Raw genomic sequence first — 18,249 nt, forward strand, 5'->3', positions numbered from 1 at the left:
GCTCAGAATACGGTGGGATCGGCGGCGTCGCTGGAGGTTTCCGGCGCAGTGCTCTTCATCTGCTGATAGATGCGCCAGCCTTCCCATCCGGCGAGAGCAAGTCCACCCCATTTGAGCACGGGCTTCGCGCTGCGCAACAGCTTCGTTCTGACCGGTTTGGTGAAGACGAGCGACACGATCGAGCCGATGACCGGATACTGTTTTAACAGCATGCCGACATTACCGGAGCCGAGCAGCGACCCGAGCATTGCGCCGATGCCGCCCGCCGACGCGCCGCGCCGGCCCCAGCGGCGTGATCTGCCTCCGCCCGGCATCAGGAAGCGCAGGAAACTGAAATGCGTGACGGACGCGCGCAGATCATAGGTGGCTTGCCGCAGTTCCATGCGCTCGACATCGGCGCGGGCGATCAGCAGTTCCTTGCGCAGCGCGCGCATGTGCGGCGTGCGCAGCGTCTGCGACTTGTCGCGCCTGGGCGTCTTGAAGGTGTCGTCGTGTTGGCTCATGGCTTGGTGTGGGCGCGGGGATCAGCGGAACGTGTCGCGGTCTTTGCGGAATTCGGCGAGCGTCTCGTCGAACATGTTCGGCGCGTCGCGCAAATTGCTGCGCGCGCGCAGGCCGCATGCAAGCGCGATCAGTGCATACAGCAACGTGATGCCGCCGAGCGCCTGCCAGCGATACGTGTCCCAGAAGAAGATGGCGATCAAGACCGTCAGCGAGATGAGCGCCATCATCGCGAGCATCATCGAGGCGAGTCCGAGGAACAGCACGCCGATCAGCCGCTCCTTTTCCTCCTGAAGCTCGATACCGATGAGTTCAAGGCGCGTCTCGAAAATGGCGAAGGCGGAGCTCAGAATTCGTCGCAATGGTCCGGGGGACGATTGCTGCGTTGGCCGTTCTGTCGTCATGGCTTGGATGCGAGAGGCGCGTTGGTGCCGCTTTTTTGTATTCCGGCCGGCGCGTGAAGCAGCCGTCCGGTGCGAGTGTCGAGCCGCGCGCCCGGGCAAGGCGCTCGCGGTTCGGTCCTGCGGGACCGCGACAGAAGGCTGGTCAGCAATCTGCGGGCCATCGAGCGAGACGTTGCTTACTTGCGGTTGATCAGAAGGCCGATCACCATGCCGATGCCCGCCGCAATGCCGATGGACGCCCAAGGATGCTCGTGCACATAGTCGTCGGTGGCGCGCGCGGCTTTCTTGCCTCGCTCGATCACGACGACCTGCGCGTCGGCGGCTTTTTCCTTCGCTTGCTTCAGACGGGTGAGTGCGGTCTCGCGCAATTCGGAAGCGCGCTCACCGGTAGCGGTAGCCGCTTGCTTCAAGAGATCTTCGGCGTCAGCGAGTACTGATTTGATATCCGACATGAATCGCTCCTTATTGATTTCTGACATTGATGGCTCCAATCGGTAAGGCTACGGGCATCGTAACCAAAGATGGGATCGCTGACGAGGAGGCGTGCAATCCGCCGCGCGAATCGACGCAGATTTCGTTCCACTCGCGCGACCCCGCGCCGCAGCCCGCTGCCTCGCCTGTGCGTCGACATCGTTCCGGATTGATTCGATCTGACCCGTAAAAGTTTCAGGCGCTTATCGAAAATTACAACCGCGAAGCGAAAAAACAAAAGGGCCGGCGCAAAAGCGCCGGCCCTTCCGGTTGTGAATGAAGTTCGTTTAGAAAAACGCCTGAATTCCGGTTTGCGCGCGTCCGAGGATCAACGCGTGAATATCGTGCGTGCCTTCGTAGGTATTCACCACTTCGAGGTTCACGAGGTGACGCGCGACGCCGAATTCATCGGAGATGCCGTTGCCGCCGAGCATGTCGCGCGCGAGCCGGGCGATGTCGAGCGCCTTGCCGCAGGAATTGCGCTTCATGATCGACGTGATTTCGACGGCCGCCGTGCCTTCGTCTTTCATGCGGCCGAGGCGCAGCACGCCTTGCAGGCCGAGCGTGATTTCAGTCTGCATGTCGGCGAGCTTTTTCTGAATCAGTTGATTCGCCGCGAGCGGCCGGCCGAACTGCTTGCGATCCAGCGTGTATTGCCGCGCCGTGTGCCAGCACGCTTCCGCAGCGCCGAGCGCGCCCCACGAAATGCCATAGCGCGCCGAGTTCAGGCAAGTGAACGGACCCTTGAGGCCACGCACGTTCGGCAGCATGTTTTCTTCGGGGACGAACACTTCGTCCATCACGATTTCGCCGGTGATCGACGCGCGCAAGCCGACCTTGCCGTGAATCGCCGGCGCCGACAGACCCTTCCAGCCCTTTTCGAGGATGAAGCCGCGAATCTCGTCACGCCCGTCCTCCTCCAGCTTCGCCCAGACGACGAACACGTCCGCGATCGGCGAGTTCGAGATCCACATCTTCGTGCCGGACAGCGAAAAGCCGTTCTGCACCTTCTTCGCGCGTGTCGTCATGCTGGCCGGATCGGAACCGGCGTTCGGCTCGGTGAGGCCGAAGCAGCCTATCCACTCGCCGCGCGCGAGCTTCGGCAGATACTTTTCCTTTTGCGCTTCGCTGCCGAACGTGTTGATCGGCACCATCACGAGCGACGACTGCACGGACATCATCGATCGGTAGCCCGAATCCACGCGCTCCACTTCGCGCGCGATCAGGCCGTAGCAGACGTAATTGAGCCCAGGGCCGCCGTACTGCTCGGGGATCGTCGGTCCGAGCAGGCCCAGTTCACCCATTTCGCGGAAGATCGCCGGATCGGTCTTTTCCTCGCGAAACGCCTGCATCACGCGCGGCTGCAGCTTGTCCTGCGCGTAAGCGCGCGCGGCCTCGCGCACCATGCGTTCGTCGTCGGTCAGTTGCTGATCCAGCAAGAGCGGATCTTCCCAGTTGAAACGGGCGGCGTCGGCCATGTGTATCTCCTGATTTCATCGAAAAGCGCCGGAAGCGGATCGGTTCGACAAGCCTATGCGATCGGCCGGCGCGTGAGGCGCTTGACATGAGTTCCGCTAAGCGAAACAATGTTTTGCAAATCAGCCTTGAGTCTATCACCCGATGCCGACAGATTCCAACCGAAATTCCTTGCGCCATGTATCGTCCGAGGAGATCGACGAGCGCAAGTTCGTCGTCGCGCTCGCGCGCGGGCTCGATCTGCTGCGCGCGTTCCGTCCCGGCGAGACGCTGCTCGGCAATCGGGATTTCGTCGAACGCACGGGTTTGCCGAAGGCGACGGTCAATCGTCTCGCCTACACGCTGACGACGCTCGGCTATCTGCGTTTCGACGAACCCGCGGGCAAATACGCGCTCGACACGGGCGTGCTGTCGCTCGGCTTCACGCTGCTCGCGGGCGCGGACACGCTGGAACTCGCGCGTCCGCACATGCGGGCGATGGCGCGCGAGATCGGCGCGGCGGTGTCGCTCGGCTGCCGTGACGGGCTCGACATGATCTATCTGGAAACCATTCGCAGCGAGACGGCGCTCACGCTTGGCCTCGCGCCGGGCTCGCGTCTGTCGATGCTGACAAGCTCGATGGGCCGCGCGTATCTCGCCGTGCAGGAGCCGGCGGCGCGTGAGGCGTTGTTCGAGGAGCTCGGCAAGAGCGAAGGCGAAGAGAAAGTCGATGCGGCGCGCCGCTCGATCGAGGATTACGCGCGCGACGGCTGCTGCTATTCGTTTCGCGAATGGCACGACGACGTGAACGCCATCGCCGCGCCGCTGCGCGACCTGCGCAACGGGCGCTGGCTCGTGCTGTCGAGCAGCGGGCCGGCGTCGTCGATGGACGAGGCGTATTTCCGCGAAACCGTCGGGCCGAAGCTGAAGGCGCTGGCCGCGCGGCTCGCGTAACGCTTCAGAGCACCGTCCGGACGTGCCAGAGCTCCGGAAACAGCACGACGTCGAGCATCTTGCGCAAGTACGACGCACCCGCGGTGCCGCCCGTACCGCCCTTGAAGCCGATGATGCGCTCCACCGTCGTCACATGCCGGAAGCGCCACTGCCGGAACGCGTCCTCCAGATCGACGAGCTCCTCCGCCATCTCGTACAAATCCCAGTGATGCGACGGATCGCGATACACCGCAAGCCACGCGGCCTCGACCGATGGATCGTGCGTCGTCGGCTGGGTCCAGTCGCGGTTCAGGCGTTCCGGGGCGATCGCGAAGCCGCGCCGGGCGAGCAGGCGGATCACTTCGTCGTAGAAAGAGGGCGCTTCGAGCGTCTCGCGCACCTGGTCGAGAATTTCCGGCCGATGCGCATGCGGCCTGAGCATCTGCTCGTTCTTGTTGCCGAGCATGAACTCGATCTGCCGATACTGATGCGACTGAAACCCGGACGACTGCCCGAGATATGGGCGCATCGCGGTGTATTCGGACGGCGTCATGGTCGCGAGGACGTTCCACGCCTGCACCAGCTGCTCGAAGATGCGCGACACGCGCGCAAGCATCTTGAACGCAGGCGGCAACTCGTCGCGATGCACCGCCGCGAGCGCCGCGCGCAGTTCGTAGAGCGCGAGCTTCATCCACAGTTCGCTCGTCTGATGCTGCACGATGAACAGCATCTCGTTGTGATCCGGCGAGAGCGGATGCTGCGCATTGAGGATCGAATCGAGGCCGAGATAGTCGCCGTAGCTCATCGAATCGGAGAAATCGAGCTTGGCGTCGTGCCAGCCGTTTTCATCGGATGCGCCGTGGCCAAAAGGGCAGCCTTGTGTGTTGCTCATGTCGACGCTCCTCTCAGGTCACCGATGCGCGCTCGGCGAATTCGGGCGCGCGCCAGCCTTCGGTGACGAGCACGTCGCGCAGGATTTCGACGGCGTCCCACACGTCGACGAAGCGCGTGTAGAGCGGCGTGAAGCCGAAGCGCAGGATGCGCGGCTCGCGATAATCGCCGATCACGCCGCGCGCGATCAGCGCCTGCATCACCTCATAGCCGTGCGGATGCTCGAAGCTCGCCTGCGAGCCGCGTTGCGCGTGATCGCGCGGCGTCGCGAGCGAAAGCGGGAATTCTCCGCAACGCTCCTCGACCAGCCTGATGAACAGATCGCTCAACGCGAGCGATTTGCGGCGTAGCGTCTGCATGTCGGTTTGCAGGAAGACATCGAGACCGCATTCGACGAGCGACATCGATACGATCGGTTGCGTGCCGCAAAGAAAACGGCCGATTCCGTCGTCCGGGCGATACACCGGGTTCATCTCGAACGGCTTCTTGTGCCCCCACCAGCCGGAAAGCGGCTGCGAGAACGCGTTCTGATGGCGCTTGGGCACCCACACGAACGCGGGCGAACCGGGTCCGCCGTTCAGATACTTGTACGTGCAACCGACAGCGTAGTCCGCGCCGACGCCGTTCAGATCGACCGGCACCGCGCCCGCCGAATGCGCGAGATCCCAGACGGCGAGCGCGCCCGCGCGATGGATCATCTCCGTCAGCGCGGCCATGTCGTGCATGTAGCCGGTGCGGTAGTTGACGTGCGTGATCATCGCGATGGCGGTGGTTTCGTCGATGGCGGACGGCAACTCCGAGGGATCGTCGACGAGACGCAGCTCGTAGCCGCGATCCAGTTGCTCGATCAAACCTTGCGCGATATACAGATCGGTCGGGAAGTTCGAACGTTCGGAGACGATCACGCGGCGCTTCGGATCGCGCTCGTTCGCGAGCTTGAGCGCGGCCGAGAGAATTTTGAAGAGATTTGCGGAAATCGTGTCCGTGACGACGACTTCGTCCGCGTCAGCGCCGATCAGCGGCGCCAGCTTGTTGCCGAGGCGCTTGGGCAGCGCGAACCAGCCGGCCGTGTTCCAGCTGCGGATCAGGCCGTCGCCCCATTCAGCGGCAATGACGTCGGCGGCGCGCGTGGCGGCGGCTCTGGGCGGTACGCCGAGCGAATTGCCGTCGAGATAGATCACGCCGTCGGCGAGCGCGAACTGGTCGCGCAGCGCGCGTAGCGGATCGTCGCGGTCGAGCGCCGCGGCTTCGTCACGATGTTTCATCGAAAAGTCCATATATTTGAGGATCATCAGGAAAGTGGACGCAGGACGGCGCGAACGGGGCTCGCATCGAGCGTCGAAAATTTGAGTGGCAGCGCAATCAGTTCGTAATCGCCGGGCGCGGCGGAATCGAGCACGAGGCCTTCGAGAATCGCCATGCCGTGCGCGCGGATGCGCTTGTGGGCGTCCATCGTCTTCGAGTCTTGCGGGTCGAGCGAAGGCGTATCGATGCCGATGAGCTTCACGCCTTTTTCGGCCAGCAGGTCGATGGTTTCCGGCGCGACAGCGGCAAAGGCGTGGTCCCACGCGTCGAGCGGCGCGCGCGCATACGTGCGGAGCAGGACGCGCGCGGGGATGCCGTCGAGATGCGCGGCGACGTGCTCGGGCATCACGAGCGGCGATGCGCCGATACAGTGCACGACCCGGCACGCGCCGATGTACGTATCGAGCGCAACCGCGCCGATCGGCTGGCCGTGCTCGTCGTAGTGAAGCGGCGCGTCGGCGTGTGCGCCGGTGTGCGGAGAAAGCGTGAGTCGGGCGACGTTGACGGGCGAGCCCGCTTCCATGCGCCACACGCGCTCGATGCCGACCGGCGTGTCGCCCGGCCACACGGGCGTGGCGGGATCGATCGGCGGGGAAATGTCCAGAAGCGTCATGACGCGCCTTAGCAGAAAGCGTGGAGATGCGTCAAATCATAGTCGTGTCATCTCGAAAAGTGCTTGCGAAATAACCACCCAAAAGTGTCGCGCTTAGAACATAATTCGATGAAACGGGCTAGGGGACTCAAAAATGACCGGATTCACGCTCGATGCAACGGATTGCCGAATTCTGGCGGTACTGCAGGAAGATGGACGGATCAGTAACCTGGACCTGGCGGAGCGCATCTCGCTCTCGCCGTCGGCATGCTTGCGCCGAATGCGGCTATTGGAAGAGGAAGGGGTGATCGCGAGCTATCGCGCGTGCCTCGACCGCGAGCGGCTCGGCATCGAACTGGAAGCGTTCGTCCACGTGTCGATGCGCAACGATCAGGAAAACTGGCATGAGAAGTTCGCCGCCGCCGTGCGCGAATGGCCCGAAGTGGTCGGCGCGTTCGTCGTCACCGGCGACACGCACTACGTGCTGCGCGTGCTCGCGCATAACCTCAAGCACTATTCCGACTTCATTCTCTCGAAGCTCTACAAGGCGCCCGGCGTGATCGACATCCGCTCGAACATCGTGCTTCAAACGATGAAAGACGACGCGGGCGTGCCGGTTGCGCTGATCGAGCAGCCGGGGCGCAGCCACCACACGCCCTGAGCTTCTTATTCGAGCGGCCCCAGCGTGTGGAAGCCGCCCGCCTGAAAGACGAGCGGCGCGACCTGCGCCGCGTCTTCGCGCACGCCGCAACGCTCCACTTCGCCGACGAAGATCACGTGATCGCCTTCGTCGTAGCGGCTGCGATTGTGGCATTCGAACCACGCGAGCGCGCCGTCGAGCACGGGCATGCCGGTGTCGCCGGCGGCGTGCGACACGCCTGCGAAGCGGTCGCCCTTGACCGTCGCGAAACGCTTGCACAAGTCGATTTGCGATGCCGCGAGCACGTTCACCACGTAGTGGCTATTGGCGCGAAACACCGGCATCGACGCCGATTTGGTCGAGAGGCTCCACAGCACGAGCGGCGGATTGAGCGACACCGAGTTGAACGAGCTCGCGGTGATGCCGATCAACTGGCCGGAATCGGTGCGCGTCGTGATGACCGTGACGCCGGTAGCAAACTGGCCGAGCGCGGCGCGAAACGCGGTCGGGTCGAAATTCGGGCTTTTGGCGCGGGTCATTTGGCAGTTGAGCAGGCAAATGGGCGGTCGAGTGTGTCGTGTGCTACCGAGCCGGCCGCGCGTCGCGCTTCAGTCGGAAGAACCTTTTCAGAAATCATGTAAAAGCTGGAGATTTGTGACGATTCTATCGGAATCGGCAGCCGAAGGCCGCCAAATGCCCGTATTCCGGCAGCAAGTTTTCCGCCTTCGTGATGCTTCCTGCGCCGCGTGTTCAAACCCAGTAAGCTCGTCTCATCGCGTCTGGATGATTGAAGAATCGGCCGGGCGCATCCATATGCATGATCCGCGGCACGGCCGCATGCACTTGATGAGGAGTTGCGCCTTATGACCCAGTCCAACCAGCACAACGAGCAGGCGAGAACCGAGACCGCGACCCTCGGCGGAGGATGTTTCTGGTGCACCGAAGCCGTGTTTCTCGCGGTGCAGGGCGTGGAGTCGGTCGAATCGGGCTATGCGGGCGGCAAAGTGGTGAATCCGTCGTACGAGCAGGTTTGCAGCGGCGACACTGGCCACGCGGAAGTGGTGAAGGTCGTGTTCGATCCGTCCGTCATCAGTTATCGCGACGTTCTCGAGATCTTCTTCGCGACGCACGATCCGACCCAGCTCAACCGGCAGGGCAACGATGTGGGCACGCAGTATCGCTCGGCCGTCTTCACGCATTCGGACGAGCAGCGCAAGATCGCGCTCGAAGTCATCGACGAACTCGAGCGCGAGGATGTCTACGGCGGCAAGATCGTCACCCAGGTCGTGCCGCTCGACGACGATTACTATCCCGCCGAGGCGTATCACCAGAACTACTTCGCGCAGCATCCGAACCAGGGCTATTGCGCGGCGGTCGTCGGGCCGAAGGTCGCGAAGTTTCGCAAGAAGTTCGTGCATCGCCTGAAGGCGTGATGCGCGTCTAATCGTTGCGCGCGCGCTCGCACTCTTGCGCGATGCCGCGTGCGAGTTCGAAGCAGGTGAGCGGCGCGGACCCTTCGGCCTTGTTGTTCGCCGCGATCACGACCGGCTGGCCCGCGATGGCATATCGCGCGGCCAGTTCGGCGAGCGCTTCGTGCGTGTCGCGGTCTTCGTCGACGATCTTGTCGAACGGCTCGTACCTGGCCTTCGCCTGTTCATAGCGAAAGCCGCTGTGCAGACTCCAGCGCACGATGAGCGGCCCCGGCTTGTCTTCGTCCAGCAACGCGAGCGCCTTCGCCTGACGCCGCACGTCCGGCATGCGCGCGTGCACGCCGATGCAATAGCGCACGTTCGCCTCGCGCAGCGCGCGGATGAAGCGCGGGGTGAGCATGACCGCGTCGCGGATTTCGACCGCATAGCATGACTCGCCTTCGAGCGGCGGCAACGCCTGCAGAAACGCCGACAGCCGCTCGATGAAGCGCGCCGGCTCGACGATCATCGCGTCGGGCAGCGGCGAGAACTGAAACACGAGCGCGCCCGCTTTCGCCCCGAGTCCGCCGATGCACGGCGTCACGAATTCGTCGATGGCGATTCGCGCGTTCAGAAACGCGGGATTCTCTGCATCTGGCGTGCCGCGCTCGCCGCGGATGAAGGCATCGGTGACGGAAGCGGGCGCTTTCACGATGAAGCGGAAATGCCCCGGCACTTGCGACGCGTGGCGCGCATAGTCGGCGAGCGAAAGCGGCGCGTAAAAAGAGCGGTCGATCGACACGCTTCTCAGAAGCGGATGCGCGCTGTAGGCGCTGAGGCCGTCGCGGGAGAGCTTCGTGTTCGAATATTCGTCCCCGTAAACGATGCCGCGCCAGCCCGGAAACGACCATGTCGATGTGCCGAGATGGATCGCGTCCGGCAGGCGTTTTGCGAGGGCTTCGAGTTCGGGCTGCAACGGCGCGGGGAGTACGCCGCGCGCTTTGGGCTGTCGGGGTGGCTTCAGCGGCTTCCCAGGTTCCGCCGAAACGGGCGCGGGCTCGCCGAAGAGATCGAACTGATCTTCCGGCTCGCCCGTTTCGAGGTGGTTCGAATCGCGGTTCAGAGCGCCTTCTCGTAGATATACCGCCGCGACCACGGCAGCGTCGTCGCACTGCGTCCCGCCTTGCGGCAGACCACCTGATAGATCGACACGTCGTCGTTTTCGAACGCGTACGCGCAGCCCGCGAGGTACACGCGCCAGATGCGGAAATGCTCATCGTCGACGAGCTTTTTCGCCTCCTCGGCGTTCGCTTCGAACCGGTCGGCCCAGACGTCGAGCGTGTGCGCGTAGTGCCGCCGCAGGCTTTCGACGTCGATCGCCTCCAGCCCGCCGCGCTGCATGCTTTCCAGCGCGAGGCCGATGTGCGGCAGCTCGCCGTCCGGGAACACGTATTTGTCGATGAACTCGCCGCCGCCGAGCGACGTCTCGCCGCTGTCGGCATCCGACGACGTGATGCCGTGGTTCATCGCGATACCGTCATCGACGAGCAGGTCGCGGATTTTCGCGAAGTAGTCCGGCAGATTCTTGCGGCCGACGTGCTCGAACATGCCGACGCTCGTGATGCGATCGAACTGCCCCGGTATATCGCGATAGTCCTGCAAGCGGATTTCGACCTGGCCTTCGAGGCCCGCCGCCTTCACCCGCTCGGTCGCGAGCTTGAACTGATTCTCGGACAGCGTGACGCCGACGCACTTCGCGCCGAAGTTCTGCGCCGCGCGAATCACGAGCGCGCCCCAGCCGCAGCCGATGTCGAGCAGGCGCTGTCCCGGTTGAAGCTGAATTTTCGTCAGAATGTGGTCGATTTTCTTCAACTGCGCGGTGTCGATGTCTTCATCGCCGTTCTCGAAGTACGCGCAGGAGTACACCATGTTCTTGTCGAGCCAGAGCCGATAGAACTCGTTCGACACATCGTAGTGGTACTGAATGGCTTTCTTGTCCGACGTCTTCGAGTGATTGAAGTAACGTCGCACGCGGGCGAGCTTGCTTGCGCTCGTCACCGTGCTCTTCGCGAGCGAATAGCTGATGTTGATGATGTCGGAGAGCTTGCCCTCGATGTCGATCTTGCCCTTCACGTAGGCTTCACCGAGATTGTCGAGACTCGGTTCGAGCAGATAGGGCAGCGCAGTCGCGCTCTTCACGTGCAGCGTCACCTGAGGCGCGGCGAACTGGCCGAAGTCGTGCTGCTGGCCATCCCAAAGCACGAGCCGGGCGGGCAGGTTCGCCCGGGCGCGCACTTCCTCAACCCACTGCGTCAGCTTCTTCTCCCAGAACATGCTTGTTTCTCCGCGCTAGATGAAATCAAGAGAAGGCTCGCGCCTCCATGTTCGTGCTATCTGCCGCTTCGCCGCTGCAACGTCCGGCCGTGATGCGCCCGATCGCTTACGGCGCGAGCCTCGCGATGCGCCACGGACCGAGCGCGTCGTCCCGCGTATAGACGATGCGGTCGTGAAGGCGCGACGGGCGTCCCTGCCAGAATTCGACGGCATCGGGCACGAGGCGATATCCGCCCCAATGCGGCGGGCGCGGCGGCGCGTCGCCGTACCGGGCGATCATCTCGCGCTCGCGCGCTTCCAGCGCCTCGCGGCTTTCGAGCGGCTGGCTCTGGTCCGATGCCCACGCGCCGATGCGCGAGCCGAGCGGACGCGATGTGTAATACGCATCGCTTTCCTCAGCGCTCGTCTTCTCGACGCGGCCCTCGACGCGCACCTGGCGCTCGAGCTCGATCCAGTGGAAAAGCAGGCTCGCAGCGGGATTGACAGCGAGTTCGCGGCCCTTGCGGCTATCGTAATTGGTAAAAAAAACAAATCCGCGTTCATCGACACCTTTGATAAGCACGATGCGTGCGGAAGGGCGCCCTTGCGCGTCGACGGTCGCAAGGGTCATGGCATTCGGCTCGGGCAGTTTCGCGTCGAGCGCTTGCTTGAACCAGGTCTGGAACTGGGTCACCGGATTCGGATCGACGTCGGAGGCATCGAGCGCGTCGCGCGAATAGTTTTTGCGGAGGTCTGCGAGGGTCGTCATTTTTATGCGAACGCTACAGTCGCGTCAGTATAGCCAAGGTGAAACGATCTTGCCCTGATTACCGTGAACGTGCCGTGCGCGCCGGCGGAGCAAGACGGTCGCGGCTATCACGTCCAAGATTTCGATAAGGCAGAATACGCAATTCGCCCGAATTTTGCATGATCGAACACCCAAGTTTGCAAACCCGATAGCCGTCTGTAAGCATTGCTTGACGCCGCACAACGAGCGTTGCATTTTGGCGGCTTTAAGTTCGCTTTCAATGGGCTCGATTCCATCCCTTTGCACGACATGAACGCTTCATCCGATACCGCTGCAACACCATTCGCCGCCGATGCCGCCGATCGCGAGCGCCGCTTCGGCGGCATCGCGCGCCTGTACGGCGCACCCGCGCTCGCCGCGTTCGAGCGCGCCCATGTCGCGGTGATCGGCATCGGCGGCGTGGGCTCCTGGGTGGCCGAGGCGCTCGCGCGCAGTGCTGTCGGCAAGCTCACGCTGATCGATCTCGACAATGTCGCCGAAAGCAACACGAATCGTCAGATTCACGCGCTCGATGGCAACTACGGCAAGGCGAAAGTCACGGCGATGGCCGAGCGCATCAAGCTGATCGATCCGGCGTGCGACGTGCGGCAGATCGAGGACTTCGTCGAGCCCGGCAATTTCGATGAAACATTGGGCGGCGGCTTCGACTATGTGATCGATGCGATCGACAGCGTGCGTACCAAGACGGCGCTCATCGCGTGGTGCGTGGCGCGCAAGCAGGCGCTCATCACCGTCGGCGGCGCGGGCGGGCAGCTCGATCCGACGCGCATTCGCATCGACGATCTCGCGCTCACGATTCAGGACCCGTTGCTCTCGAAGGTGCGCGGCCAGTTGCGCAAGCTGCACGGTTTTCCGCGCGGGCCGAAGGCGCGGTTCAGGGTGAGCGCGGTGTATTCGGACGAGCCGCTGATCTATCCCGACGCGCCCGCGTGCGATATCAGCGAAGGCGCCGAGCATCTCGAAACGGGCGCGGGCCATTCGGGGCCGGTCGGGCTCAATTGCGCGGGCTTCGGATCGAGCGTATGCGTGACGGCGAGCTTCGGCTTCGCGGCGGCCGCGCATGTGCTGCGGGAATTGGCGAAGCGCGCCGCCTGAAACGAAAATGGCCAGCTTCGATAGTTGGCCATTTCTTCCATCCGGAGCGCCGATCAGTTGATCGCCGCGCTCAACTTGCGCCGCCACTGCGACACGAGATCCGGCTGATTCGCGGCGAGTTCGAAGACGGAGAGCATCGTCTTGCGGCCGACATCGTCCATGAAGGCGCGGTCACGCACGACGATCGCCAGCAAATGCTCCAGCGCTCCGGCGTAGTCGCGCCCCGCGATCAGGCGATTGGCGAGCGCGAAGCGCGCGTCGAGATCGTCGGGATTCGCGTTCACCGCGTCGATCAGCGCGTCGGCGGGCGGCAGGTCGGCGGCGGCATCGGCGGCATCCAGCTCGGTTTTCAACGCGTTGTAGCGCGCGTCGATGCCTTGTGTCGTCTTCGGCGACAGCAGCTTGTCCTCTTCCTTCGCCTCGTCGATGCGGCGCTCCGCGATCAGCCATTCGATCAGGTCGAGGCGCGCATCGTCATAACCAGGATCGAGCGCGAGCGCGGCCTTGATCGTGTCGATCGCGAGCTTGCGCTTGCCCGCGGCCCACGCGGTCTGCGCCTTGAGGCGCTCGGCATCGGCGCCGGCGGGCACGAGCCGGTCGAGAAACTCGCGCAACTGGCCTTCCGGCAGCACGCCGATGAACTGATCGACCGGCCGGCCCTCCGCGAACGCGATCACGTGCGGAATGCTGCGCACCTGAAAATGCGCGGCGAGTTCCTGATTCTCGTCGACGTTCACCTTGACGAGCTTCCACGCGCCCGCGGCTTCGGCTTCGAGCCTCTCCAGCATCGGCCCGAGCGTCTTGCACGGGCCGCACCAGGGCGCCCAGAAATCGACGAGAACGGGCGCGAGCATCGACGCGTTGATGACATCGTTCTCGAAAGTGGCGAGGGTCGTATCCATGCGTTTTCTCCTAATGCTTGCGGTCGATCCCAATCAGATAGGGACGATCCGCTCGACTCTCAAGCGCGAAACGCACGCATCATGCCTCGGGCGTGCGATTTTCGCGGCGCTGCGGCGGCAGCGGAATGAACTCGGTCTCTCCCGGCACGTGTCCCATGCGCTGCTCGCTCCACGCGACCTTGGCTGCGTCGATCTTCTCGCGCGAACTCGACACGAAGTTCCATTCGATGAAGCGCGGCCCGTCGAGCGGCGCGCCGCCGAGCAGCATCGCGACCGCGCCGCGCGCGCTCTGCAGCGTCACGTCGGGGCCGGGCTCGAGAACGGCCATCTGCTGTTCGGGCAACGCAACGCCGTCGATCGACAGATCGCCGCTCACGAGATAGACGCCGCGTTCCTCGTGCTCGGCATCGAGCGTGATCGCGCTGCCCGGCGCGAATTGCGCGGCGACATAGAGCGTCGGCGAGAACGTGCGCGTGGGAGCTTTCGCGCCGAACGCCGTGCCCGCGATCACACGCAGCGTCACGCCATCGCGCTCGATCTGCGGCAGGGCCGCGGCCGCGTGATGCTCGAACGCGGGCTCGATGTCCTCGCTCGCGACGGGCATCGCGACCCATGTCTGAATGCCGTGCATCGACTGGCCGGCGGCGCGCTCTTCATCGGGCGTGCGCTCCGAATGGACGATGCCGCGGCCTGCGGTCATCCAGTTGACGTCGCCGGGAACGATCTTCTGCACCGAGCCGACGCTGTCGCGATGCATGATCGCGCCGTCGAACAGATACGTGACCGTCGCGAGTCCGATATGCGGATGCGGGCGCACGTCGAGTCCCTTGCCGGGCACGAGCGTTGCGGGACCGATGTGGTCGAAAAAGATGAAGGGTCCGACGGTGCGCGCCGCGAGCGCGGGCAGTACGCGCCGCACCATGAGGCCGCCGACGTCGTGTTGGTGTGGCTTCAGCATTGCACGGATCGTCGAAGGCATGGCGGGTTCCGAAAAGGGGATCGCGCGCCGGAATGACGCGCGGATTCGTCGATTCTACCGGCCGATGCCGCGCGGCGCAGACGTGCCGCCGAGGCCCTCGTTTTTTTGGTCGCCGCGCACGTCCGCACACGCGCGGCTTCGCGCGAGCTTCGCAACCTGACAAACTCGACAGGAGTCGAAAATGAGCAAGAACAAGCTTTTGATCGCCATCACCGCAGGCCTTTTCAGCGCCACCGCCGTCACGGGCGCGTTCGCGCAGACTTCGCCGGGCGATTCGGCAGGGGCGACCACCGATAATTCGGCCGCCATGACGACGCCCAAGAAGCACAAGACCCGCAAGCATTCATCGCATGCGACGGCGGCCAAGAAAACGCCTGCCGCCGAAACCGGCAGCAACGCAGCGACGTCGGGCCAGAGCAAGTAAGCATCCGATTCGGCTCACCGGAGACAGCGCTCGCGCCGCTCGTCTGGCGCGGGCGCTTTTTCGTGCCCGTCGTCATCCCGCGCAGCTTTTGACAAGCCTGCCGCCGCGCCCTCCGCTACACTTGACCGCTCGCCAATAACGGACGTGACAAGAGGGGCAGGCGATGTCGCCAAAGGATTTGCTGATCGCAGCGGTAGTCATTCTCGCGTGGGGCGTGAATTTCGTCGTCATCAAGCTGGGATTGCACGGTGTGCCGCCGATGCTGCTCGGCGCGCTGCGTTTCGCGCTCGCGGCCGTGCCGGCGATTTTCGTGAAACGCCCGCAGATTCCGCTGCGCTGGCTCTTCGCCTACGGTCTCACCATTTCCCTCGGGCAATTCGCGCTGCTGTTCTACGGCATGTATGTGGGCATGCCCGCCGGCCTCGCGTCGCTCGTCTTGCAGGCACAGGCGTTCTTCACGCTCATCTTCGCGTCGATGATCCTCGGCGAGCGCATCCGCGCGGCAAACGTCGCCGGGCTGGTGATCGCGGCGGCGGGGCTGGCGCTCATCGGCATGCGCGGCGGCCAGGCGATGACCATTACCGGCTTTCTCTTCACGCTCGCCGCCTCGGCGATGTGGGCGCTCGGCAATGTCGTGACCAAGCGCATGGGCAAGGTCGATCTGCTTTCGCTCGTCGTGTGGGGCAGCCTGATTCCGCCGCTGCCGTTTCTCGCGCTGTCGCTGATTTTCGAAGGCCCGGCGCGCATCGAGGCGAGTCTCGCGTCCATTCCGCTCGTCTCCGTGTTCGCGATTCTCTACCTCGCGTTCATCGCGACGATCGTCGGCTACAGCCTGTGGGGGAAGCTGCTCGCGCGCTATCCGGCGGGGAGCGTCGCGCCGTTCTCGCTGCTCGTCCCGGTGATCGGGCTCGCATCGGCGGCGGTGTTTCTCGGCGAGGGACTGAGCGCGGCGCAGGTGGCGGGCGCGGCGCTCGTGATGGCGGGGCTCGTGGTGAACGTGTTCGGCGCGCGGCTCGTTCAGCGCATCTTGCCGGCGCGCTGAACGCCACGCGCGCGCTTACGTCATGCGGCTCTTCGCAAGCGGCGGATTGGCCGCGAAGTAGCGCTTGATGCCCTTCATGATCGCGTTGGCCATCTTGTCGCGATAGGCGTCGTCGTTCAGGCGGGTTTCCTCGTCCGGATTGCTGATGAACGCGGTCTCCACGAGGATCGACGGAATGTCCGGCGCCTTCAGCACGGCGAAGCCCGCCTGCTCGACCGAGCCTTTGTGCAGCTTGTTGATGCCGCCGATCTCGTTCAGCACGAAGCTGCCGTAGCGCATCGAGTCGCGGATCTGCGCGGTCGTCGACATGTCGAAGAGCGCGCGATTCACGCTCGCATCCTGCGATTTCACGTTGATGCCGCCGACCTGGTCCGACGCGTTTTCCTTGTTCGCCATCCAGCGCGCGGCCGCGCTCGACGCGCCGTGTTCCGACAGTGCGAACACCGAGGAGCCGCGGGCGTCGGGCGAGGTGAACGCATCCGCGTGAATCGACACGAACAGGTCGGCGGAGACGCGCTGCGCTTTCTGCACGCGCACGTTGAGCGGCACGAAGAAGTCGGCGTCGCGGGTCATCATCGCGCGCATGTTAGGCTGGGCGTCGATTTTCGCGCGCAGCTTCTTCGCGATATCGAGCGCGATGTGCTTTTCGTACGTGCCCTGGCCGCCGATCGCGCCGGGGTCCTCGCCGCCATGACCCGGATCGATCGCGACGGTGAGCAGGCGCGTCGTGCCGGCGCCCTGCTTGGGCGCCGAAAACGTGTATTCGTCGCTGTCCTCGTCCTTCTTCGCGATGACGGGCGGCGGCGCCGGCACGCGCGGCTTGACCGCCGGTTTCGGCGCCGCTTCGACGGGCGCCTCGTTTTGCGCGTACTTTTGAAAGAACTCGTCGGTGGAATCGGGCGTCGTCGGCTTTTGCGCGGTCGCCGGGCCTGAGAGCGTCGCGGGCGGCGGCGCGGACGGATTCGGATTGGCGCGATCGAGCGCTTCCTGCTTGCGCTCGGTCTGCGCGAGCAGCTCCATCAGCGGATCGGGCGCGACCGCGGGATACAGGTCGAACACGAGCCGGTACTTGTAGCTGCCGATCGGGCCGAGGGTGAACACCTGCGGCTTCACCGAGCCCTTCAGGTCGAACACCATGCGCACGACATGCGGCTGATACTGCCCGACGCGCACCGCCTGAATCTGCGGATCGTTCGGCGTGATCTTCGAGACGAGATCACGCAGCGCCTGATCGAGATCGATGCCGGAGAGATCGACGACCAGCCGGTCCGGTCCCTGCAGCAACTGGTTGGCGTTCTGAAGCGGCTGGTCCGACTCGATCGTCACGCGGGTGTAATCGCGCGCGGGCCACACGCGCACGCCGAGCACGGAGCTCGCGTGCGCGAGCTTCGGCCCGATGAGCCCGAGCACGAGCGTCGAAGCGCCAGCGCGCAGCACCTGGCGACGACGCCAGTTGTGCGGCGCGGTGGCGCTCGCTTCGATCGACGCAAACGGCTTGATCAACATCTTTCGAGACATGACTTTCCTGTTTCGCTAAACGCCCGCGCGGTCAGCACGCGGCCTTCTTCGTTCGAATCTGCTTCCGGTTCGACGTCATTTCGCAAGGACAGCTGGAACACGAGGTCCGGCACGCCGAGCAGGCCGCCCGCTTGCTGTGGCCACTCAACGAGGCATACCGCGCCCGCGTCGAAATATTCGCGAAAGCCGGCATCGGCCCATTCGGCCGGATCGGCGAAGCGATAGAGATCGAAGTGATAAACGTCGAGCGGGCCGCTTTCGATGACGATCGAATACGGCTCGACGAGCGTGTAGGTCGGACTCTTCACGCGGCCGACATGGCCGAGCGCGCGCAAGGTCGCGCGCACGAGCGTGGTCTTGCCCGCGCCCAGATCTCCGATCAACTGGACCTGGAGACCGTGAAATCGTTCAGATGAAACTTGCGATGCATGAAGGCGCGTGGCGTCGATGGCGCGCGCGAAGCGTTCTCCGAAAGCGAGCGTCGCGGCTTCGTCGCGCAGGTCGAAGCGGCGTTCGAGAAGCGCGGGAGGAAGGTCTTGCGTCGTTCGTACGGGGCTTTCGGGCATT

General features: G+C 64.1%; 21 protein-coding genes. 6 read left to right on the forward strand and 15 right to left on the reverse strand.

What is annotated here, in order from left to right; all coding sequences use genetic code 11:
• Positions 1 to 2: 2 nt before the first annotated feature.
• The 4 genes from U4Y90_RS17210 to U4Y90_RS17225 form a co-directional block, all read right to left on the reverse strand.
• Positions 3 to 503, reverse strand: a complete 501-nt coding sequence (locus U4Y90_RS17210) for a DUF3318 domain-containing protein (RefSeq protein WP_321796247.1) — start codon at positions 501 to 503, stop codon at positions 3 to 5.
• Between the two features lie 21 nt (positions 504 to 524).
• Positions 525 to 905, reverse strand: a complete 381-nt coding sequence (locus U4Y90_RS17215) for a phage holin family protein (RefSeq protein ID WP_321796439.1) — start codon at positions 903 to 905, stop codon at positions 525 to 527.
• Between the two features lie 176 nt (positions 906 to 1,081).
• Positions 1,082 to 1,384: a DUF883 family protein gene (locus U4Y90_RS17220; protein WP_008342781.1), complete on the reverse strand. Its 303-nt coding sequence runs from the start codon at positions 1,382 to 1,384 to the stop codon at positions 1,082 to 1,084.
• 279 nt (positions 1,385 to 1,663) lie between these two features.
• A complete protein-coding gene (locus tag U4Y90_RS17225) occupies positions 1,664 to 2,854 on the reverse strand; it encodes an acyl-CoA dehydrogenase (RefSeq protein WP_321796249.1) in 1,191 nt (396 codons plus the stop codon).
• Positions 2,855 to 2,996: 142 nt separating this feature from the next.
• Between U4Y90_RS17225 and U4Y90_RS17230 the strand changes: the two genes are divergently transcribed.
• The gene (locus U4Y90_RS17230; RefSeq protein WP_321796250.1) at positions 2,997 to 3,785 is read left to right on the forward strand and encodes an IclR family transcriptional regulator; all 789 of its coding nucleotides are present in this window, start codon (positions 2,997 to 2,999) and stop codon (positions 3,783 to 3,785) included.
• A 4-nt stretch (positions 3,786 to 3,789) separates the two neighbouring features.
• Here the strand turns inward: U4Y90_RS17230 and kynA are convergent, their stop codons facing one another.
• Genes kynA through kynB form a run of 3 tightly spaced genes read right to left on the reverse strand, consistent with a single transcriptional unit; the run spans position 3,790 to position 6,573 of the window.
• Positions 3,790 to 4,656, reverse strand: coding sequence for a tryptophan 2,3-dioxygenase (kynA, locus tag U4Y90_RS17235; RefSeq protein ID WP_321796251.1), 867 nt, complete (start codon positions 4,654 to 4,656; stop codon positions 3,790 to 3,792).
• A 13-nt stretch (positions 4,657 to 4,669) separates the two neighbouring features.
• Complete coding sequence (gene kynU, locus U4Y90_RS17240; RefSeq protein WP_321796252.1) at positions 4,670 to 5,920, reverse strand: kynureninase; 1,251 nt, start codon at positions 5,918 to 5,920, stop codon at positions 4,670 to 4,672.
• 26 nt (positions 5,921 to 5,946) lie between these two features.
• Complete coding sequence (kynB, locus tag U4Y90_RS17245; RefSeq protein ID WP_321796253.1) at positions 5,947 to 6,573, reverse strand: arylformamidase; 627 nt, start codon at positions 6,571 to 6,573, stop codon at positions 5,947 to 5,949.
• A gap of 133 nt (positions 6,574 to 6,706) precedes the next feature.
• Between kynB and U4Y90_RS17250 the strand changes: the two genes are divergently transcribed.
• On the forward strand, positions 6,707 to 7,213 hold the full coding sequence (locus tag U4Y90_RS17250) for an Lrp/AsnC family transcriptional regulator (RefSeq protein ID WP_321796254.1): 507 nt from the start codon (positions 6,707 to 6,709) through the stop codon (positions 7,211 to 7,213).
• 5 nt (positions 7,214 to 7,218) lie between these two features.
• On the opposite strand, the gene U4Y90_RS17255 is transcribed toward U4Y90_RS17250, so the two are convergent.
• The gene (locus U4Y90_RS17255) at positions 7,219 to 7,731 is read right to left on the reverse strand and encodes a flavin reductase family protein (RefSeq protein ID WP_321796256.1); all 513 of its coding nucleotides are present in this window, start codon (positions 7,729 to 7,731) and stop codon (positions 7,219 to 7,221) included.
• A gap of 324 nt (positions 7,732 to 8,055) precedes the next feature.
• Here U4Y90_RS17255 and msrA point away from each other — a divergent pair, with 324 nt between their 5' ends.
• Positions 8,056 to 8,625 carry a peptide-methionine (S)-S-oxide reductase MsrA gene (msrA, locus tag U4Y90_RS17260; RefSeq protein WP_321796257.1) on the forward strand — a complete coding sequence of 190 codons (570 nt, stop codon included), beginning with the start codon at positions 8,056 to 8,058 and terminating at the stop codon, positions 8,623 to 8,625.
• Between the two features lie 7 nt (positions 8,626 to 8,632).
• Here the strand turns inward: msrA and U4Y90_RS17265 are convergent, their stop codons facing one another.
• From U4Y90_RS17265 to pdxH, 3 genes are all read right to left on the reverse strand, one after another.
• Positions 8,633 to 9,724, reverse strand: a complete 1,092-nt coding sequence (locus U4Y90_RS17265; RefSeq protein WP_321796441.1) for a DUF72 domain-containing protein — start codon at positions 9,722 to 9,724, stop codon at positions 8,633 to 8,635.
• Positions 9,721 to 10,935, reverse strand: a complete 1,215-nt coding sequence (locus U4Y90_RS17270) for a cyclopropane-fatty-acyl-phospholipid synthase family protein (RefSeq protein WP_321796258.1) — start codon at positions 10,933 to 10,935, stop codon at positions 9,721 to 9,723. Before U4Y90_RS17270 ends, U4Y90_RS17265 begins: the two co-directional genes overlap by 4 nt.
• A 106-nt stretch (positions 10,936 to 11,041) precedes the next feature.
• Positions 11,042 to 11,683, reverse strand: coding sequence for a pyridoxamine 5'-phosphate oxidase (gene pdxH / locus U4Y90_RS17275; protein WP_321796259.1), 642 nt, complete (start codon positions 11,681 to 11,683; stop codon positions 11,042 to 11,044).
• 288 nt (positions 11,684 to 11,971) lie between these two features.
• Between pdxH and U4Y90_RS17280 the strand changes: the two genes are divergently transcribed.
• A complete protein-coding gene (locus U4Y90_RS17280) occupies positions 11,972 to 12,817 on the forward strand; it encodes a tRNA threonylcarbamoyladenosine dehydratase (RefSeq protein WP_321796261.1) in 846 nt (281 codons plus the stop codon).
• 53 nt (positions 12,818 to 12,870) lie between these two features.
• Here the strand turns inward: U4Y90_RS17280 and trxA are convergent, their stop codons facing one another.
• Both trxA and U4Y90_RS17290 read right to left on the reverse strand, forming a co-directional pair.
• The gene (gene trxA, locus U4Y90_RS17285) at positions 12,871 to 13,719 is read right to left on the reverse strand and encodes a thioredoxin (protein WP_321796263.1); all 849 of its coding nucleotides are present in this window, start codon (positions 13,717 to 13,719) and stop codon (positions 12,871 to 12,873) included.
• A 79-nt stretch (positions 13,720 to 13,798) separates the two neighbouring features.
• Complete coding sequence (locus tag U4Y90_RS17290; protein WP_321796265.1) at positions 13,799 to 14,698, reverse strand: pirin family protein; 900 nt, start codon at positions 14,696 to 14,698, stop codon at positions 13,799 to 13,801.
• A gap of 181 nt (positions 14,699 to 14,879) precedes the next feature.
• Between U4Y90_RS17290 and U4Y90_RS17295 the strand changes: the two genes are divergently transcribed.
• Together U4Y90_RS17295 and U4Y90_RS17300 are read left to right on the forward strand one after the other, a co-directional pair.
• Positions 14,880 to 15,122 carry a hypothetical protein gene (locus U4Y90_RS17295; RefSeq protein WP_321796267.1) on the forward strand — a complete coding sequence of 81 codons (243 nt, stop codon included), beginning with the start codon at positions 14,880 to 14,882 and terminating at the stop codon, positions 15,120 to 15,122.
• A gap of 163 nt (positions 15,123 to 15,285) precedes the next feature.
• The gene (locus tag U4Y90_RS17300; protein WP_321796268.1) at positions 15,286 to 16,164 is read left to right on the forward strand and encodes an EamA family transporter; all 879 of its coding nucleotides are present in this window, start codon (positions 15,286 to 15,288) and stop codon (positions 16,162 to 16,164) included.
• A 15-nt stretch (positions 16,165 to 16,179) separates the two neighbouring features.
• On the opposite strand, the gene U4Y90_RS17305 is transcribed toward U4Y90_RS17300, so the two are convergent.
• On the reverse strand, positions 16,180 to 17,682 hold the full coding sequence (locus U4Y90_RS17305; protein ID WP_321796270.1) for an N-acetylmuramoyl-L-alanine amidase: 1,503 nt from the start codon (positions 17,680 to 17,682) through the stop codon (positions 16,180 to 16,182).
• Positions 17,664 to 18,248, reverse strand: a complete 585-nt coding sequence (gene tsaE, locus U4Y90_RS17310; protein ID WP_321796272.1) for a tRNA (adenosine(37)-N6)-threonylcarbamoyltransferase complex ATPase subunit type 1 TsaE — start codon at positions 18,246 to 18,248, stop codon at positions 17,664 to 17,666. The genes U4Y90_RS17305 and tsaE overlap by 19 nt, the downstream gene beginning before the upstream one ends.
• Position 18,249: the final 1 nt, after the last annotated feature.

Origin of the sequence: Caballeronia sp. J97 (assembly GCF_905220305.1) — a bacterium.
GTDB lineage: Bacteria > Pseudomonadota > Gammaproteobacteria > Burkholderiales > Burkholderiaceae > Caballeronia.

What these genes read in the sequence shown, in the direction of transcription:
- U4Y90_RS17290 (WP_321796265.1), bottom strand. Translation starts at nt 14,698, where the DNA reads ATGCCTTCGACGATCCGTGCAATGCTGAAGCCACACCAACACGACGTC.
- tsaE (WP_321796272.1), bottom strand. Translation starts at nt 18,248, where the DNA reads ATGCCCGAAAGCCCCGTACGAACGACGCAAGACCTTCCTCCCGCGCTT.
- msrA (WP_321796257.1), top strand. Translation starts at nt 8,056, where the DNA reads ATGACCCAGTCCAACCAGCACAACGAGCAGGCGAGAACCGAGACCGCG.
- trxA (WP_321796263.1), bottom strand. Translation starts at nt 13,719, where the DNA reads ATGGATACGACCCTCGCCACTTTCGAGAACGATGTCATCAACGCGTCG.
- kynA (WP_321796251.1), bottom strand. Translation starts at nt 4,656, where the DNA reads ATGAGCAACACACAAGGCTGCCCTTTTGGCCACGGCGCATCCGATGAA.
- U4Y90_RS17250 (WP_321796254.1), top strand. Translation starts at nt 6,707, where the DNA reads ATGACCGGATTCACGCTCGATGCAACGGATTGCCGAATTCTGGCGGTA.
- U4Y90_RS17305 (WP_321796270.1), bottom strand. Translation starts at nt 17,682, where the DNA reads ATGTCTCGAAAGATGTTGATCAAGCCGTTTGCGTCGATCGAAGCGAGC.
- U4Y90_RS17230 (WP_321796250.1), top strand. Translation starts at nt 2,997, where the DNA reads ATGCCGACAGATTCCAACCGAAATTCCTTGCGCCATGTATCGTCCGAG.
- U4Y90_RS17300 (WP_321796268.1), top strand. Translation starts at nt 15,286, where the DNA reads ATGTCGCCAAAGGATTTGCTGATCGCAGCGGTAGTCATTCTCGCGTGG.
- U4Y90_RS17280 (WP_321796261.1), top strand. Translation starts at nt 11,972, where the DNA reads ATGAACGCTTCATCCGATACCGCTGCAACACCATTCGCCGCCGATGCC.
- kynB (WP_321796253.1), bottom strand. Translation starts at nt 6,573, where the DNA reads ATGACGCTTCTGGACATTTCCCCGCCGATCGATCCCGCCACGCCCGTG.
- pdxH (WP_321796259.1), bottom strand. Translation starts at nt 11,683, where the DNA reads ATGACGACCCTCGCAGACCTCCGCAAAAACTATTCGCGCGACGCGCTC.
- U4Y90_RS17215 (WP_321796439.1), bottom strand. Translation starts at nt 905, where the DNA reads ATGACGACAGAACGGCCAACGCAGCAATCGTCCCCCGGACCATTGCGA.
- U4Y90_RS17220 (WP_008342781.1), bottom strand. Translation starts at nt 1,384, where the DNA reads ATGTCAGAAATCAATAAGGAGCGATTCATGTCGGATATCAAATCAGTA.
- U4Y90_RS17295 (WP_321796267.1), top strand. Translation starts at nt 14,880, where the DNA reads ATGAGCAAGAACAAGCTTTTGATCGCCATCACCGCAGGCCTTTTCAGC.
- U4Y90_RS17255 (WP_321796256.1), bottom strand. Translation starts at nt 7,731, where the DNA reads ATGACCCGCGCCAAAAGCCCGAATTTCGACCCGACCGCGTTTCGCGCC.
- U4Y90_RS17225 (WP_321796249.1), bottom strand. Translation starts at nt 2,854, where the DNA reads ATGGCCGACGCCGCCCGTTTCAACTGGGAAGATCCGCTCTTGCTGGAT.
- U4Y90_RS17270 (WP_321796258.1), bottom strand. Translation starts at nt 10,935, where the DNA reads ATGTTCTGGGAGAAGAAGCTGACGCAGTGGGTTGAGGAAGTGCGCGCC.
- kynU (WP_321796252.1), bottom strand. Translation starts at nt 5,920, where the DNA reads ATGAAACATCGTGACGAAGCCGCGGCGCTCGACCGCGACGATCCGCTA.
- U4Y90_RS17210 (WP_321796247.1), bottom strand. Translation starts at nt 503, where the DNA reads ATGAGCCAACACGACGACACCTTCAAGACGCCCAGGCGCGACAAGTCG.